This window comes from Mesorhizobium sp. M4A.F.Ca.ET.050.02.1.1, from assembly GCF_003997725.1.
In the GTDB taxonomy this organism is placed as follows: Bacteria; Pseudomonadota; Alphaproteobacteria; order Rhizobiales; family Rhizobiaceae; genus Mesorhizobium.
Genome location: NZ_RZSG01000760.1, coordinates 1 through 2,881, shown reverse-complemented (window position 1 = coordinate 2,881; position 2,881 = coordinate 1). Strand labels below are relative to the sequence as shown.

The window sequence follows — 2,881 nt, the reverse complement described above, 5'->3', positions numbered from 1 at the left end:
CGTGTGGCCAATGCTATTGATTACGCCCGCAAGACGTCGTATTCGCAAGCCGATAGCCTGCAACTTGCTCGGTGGCTTTCTGCATTTGCAGACGGTCAGCTTACGGCCCCTTTCCACCCATTCATAATGTCTGCCGGAGCCGAAGAGCCAGAGCTATTGACCTCGAACAGCTACGCAACGTGCCGGTCTATGTTCGCCTTTTGTGCTTCGAAAGTCGCATAAAAGGCATTGTCGATATGATGTCCAGAATTATTTGGCATTTCATGGGGTTACCAGTCCGAAATTATGGGCGGCGGGTGTTCCGCCTATACGATTGAAAACAAGATAGTTTTCAGGTCGAGGATAGGGGTTCCCGATCCAAAGACCGGGTTTACCAATGGCCTCAATCACAGCCAATTCTGGATTGGCTAAGTGTTGGATTAGCGCGGAATTTAAGCGCCTTTATTGGTCAACCAGCTTGCGGTCGGCAACGGATTGGTTAACCAAAAACCCAGGATTGGCAAACCGAAGCAGCAGCCCTATCGAAGCTCTGTACTCCCCCACAATCCCTTGAGACAGATGGCGTCAGAATCTCAGCGTAGGCAATTGCGCGCGACAGCGACGCCCTGACTTAATTCCGGACTGCGACAGATAATTCTGGACGCCACAGCGGCAGAGCATAGTCGGTGGTCTGCAGATATGCTTCGACGGGCATTCTGCCGGCATCAGGAAGAGGTTCCGCCGCCAACTTTCACCTGAGAACGCGAACAAAGTCAGAACAACAGCTTTGACAAAGCTTCGAATCGGTGGATGATGCCCAACTAACTTACGGCGTCATTCAACTCTCGTTCGGATTCTTCGGTCCAGAAAAAGCGTCGACTGCCGTTTGGATTGCCGGGTTCTCTACTTAACGGTCGATGGGATAAAGGTCATGGCCAAAGACTCTGCTCTTCTGTCGGAGCTTCATAAACTTATCGGGCAGCGGATGGAGGCTGGCCAGATCGCACAACCGAGCGAAATCGTTGAGGAGATATTTCAAACCAGACCTCTGACAGGCCCGAATGCCGATTTTTATAGAGCGTTCGCTAGGAAGGAACTTGTGGGTGTCGTCACACGTATGTTGAAGCGCGTGGGGATGAGCGACGATCCTGCGTCCCCTCAGATGGTCCTTCCTGGCCATACTCGCCTAGTCAAATCGTATCCCGTGCTCCGGAACGGTGAACGGTCCCTGGTTCCAATAGGTCTCTGCACAACGCAAGAACTTTCTGATCACGTCTCGGTTCTTCGGAAGCAGGCAAAAGGCTGCGAAACCCACGCTGCAGAATTGGAGAAGTACCTTGCCACCAAAACTGCGCGGGAGAAAAACGAAGCGCAAATCGAGATGTCTGAAAGAACCGAAGTCGAACCGGCATGATAGCCGATGGGCCTCTTTTCACCATTTCCCACATACGTCAGAATACACCGAAGTAGTGTCGGACTAGACACGCGGAATTGAACTATTTTTTATATCATAATTCCTTGGGGGCACTGCTAACATGGATGTTTTGGCCGAAGGGACGGGGCCAGAGGGTGAAGTTGGGACGCCTTTCCGGACATCGATGGAGCCGAGCTGTAGACATCGCGACGCACTCCGGCTCTTTTCATCTTGGTTGCGGGCAGCGAAGGCGCCGACAAGCCCAGAGAAGAGGTCGTAAGGTCTTTCGAGCCGAGAAGCGCTTGATGGCCCTGGACTTCCTTGTCCGTTATCCTGATTATTTGGGTGACGCCCTGCTAGATCTCTATCCAAGGAAATCCGCGAGCCGGAGCTACTAGAGGCGGTTCAGCGCATCTTCCTCGACGACGAGCCTTCTGTCAGACTGGTGCGGATGGTCTGCTGGCGGCACGGTGCCTACCAGAATATCGAGGATGCGCTTGCCATGCTGAGTTACTACGGCTTAGCAAGATCCATGCAACTCGCTGGTGATGACGGTAAGATTCGACGGTACGAATACCTCATATCATCAAAGGCAATCTCGTTCCTGGAAAAGTGCGTTCAGGATCACCCGGAGTTAGCGTGGTATCGCGACCGGCTGGCGTTGGTCATGCGGGTTGCCAGCAGCAAGAGCGGTTCTGCCCTGAAGGATTGGCAGTACGAGCACCCGCAGTACGGAAACACCAGCCAGGGCGATTTCATACCTACTATCCGAGGCCATCGCCGAGGATAGCACCAGTCCAGAGTCGGATGTTCGAAGCGTGCTGCTCAAGTATGGCGTTCGCGCGCAGACCACGCCGCCGCGCGTCAAGAGCCTTAGCTTCGACAGCATCAAGTTGACAGGCGTTCGTGCCGAGTCCGAGCGCGACGGGGGTTTAGTCTGTCTTGGTCGGATCTAGGGTCGGAACAAGATGGGCGCCAACCACCACATCTTGTTCAGACCCCAGTTTTCCGTGCAGCCGCACGTCGCCAGCGCCGATCGGCTCGAAAAGATCGTCGACCTGCGCATCGGTAATCGCGATCTGGAGCGCAACGAGGGCTGACTTCGCTTCTTCAAGCGTCAGGCCGAGCTCATCGATCGACAGCGTGTCTGTTCGGTCGAAGCTGATGATCTCTTGCGTTTCGTCTGCTGCGTCGCCGCCGCCGATCACGAGTGAATGGCAAACCGCATCCACATCCCTCCTTGGTCGCGGGAGAGGGAAGCATGTCGACCTGTTGCGGTCAGCCCCTGGCAAGCTCTGAAAATTCGAGCTTCAGAGTCGCATTCACCTCGCGCCGGCTGAAGCGCTCAGGTTCGAAGGCGCGCAACGGCCCATCGTCCTCGAACTCCTCATCTTCTTCGTCTTCACGAAACAGCCGGTCGATGTCGCCGAAGCAGAAGCGATCGACGAGCGCCATGTATCCTGGTGGGACCATCAATATCTTCAGGCG

4 protein-coding genes are annotated in these 2,881 nt (G+C 54.8%); 2 read left to right on the top strand and 2 right to left on the bottom strand.

Annotation, left to right across the window (positions count from 1 at the left end; translation table 11 throughout):
- The first annotated feature begins 910 nt into the window (after window positions 1-910).
- Both EOA33_RS30690 and EOA33_RS39920 read left to right on the top strand, forming a co-directional pair.
- Window positions 911-1,393: a hypothetical protein gene (locus tag EOA33_RS30690; RefSeq protein ID WP_127407356.1), complete on the top strand. Its 483-nt coding sequence runs from the start codon at window positions 911-913 to the stop codon at window positions 1,391-1,393.
- Window positions 1,394-1,895: 502 nt separating this feature from the next.
- Window positions 1,896-2,183, top strand: a complete 288-nt coding sequence (locus EOA33_RS39920; RefSeq protein ID WP_210212631.1) for a hypothetical protein — start codon at window positions 1,896-1,898, stop codon at window positions 2,181-2,183.
- Window positions 2,184-2,325: 142 nt separating this feature from the next.
- Here the strand turns inward: EOA33_RS39920 and EOA33_RS30680 are convergent, their stop codons facing one another.
- Both EOA33_RS30680 and EOA33_RS38755 read right to left on the bottom strand, forming a co-directional pair.
- Window positions 2,326-2,625 (bottom strand): hypothetical protein, encoded by a 300-nt coding sequence (locus EOA33_RS30680; protein ID WP_127407355.1) that lies wholly within the window; start codon window positions 2,623-2,625, stop codon window positions 2,326-2,328.
- Window positions 2,626-2,671: 46 nt separating this feature from the next.
- Window positions 2,672-2,881: hypothetical protein (locus EOA33_RS38755; protein WP_210212630.1), on the bottom strand; the 210-nt coding region annotated here is incomplete at its 5' end.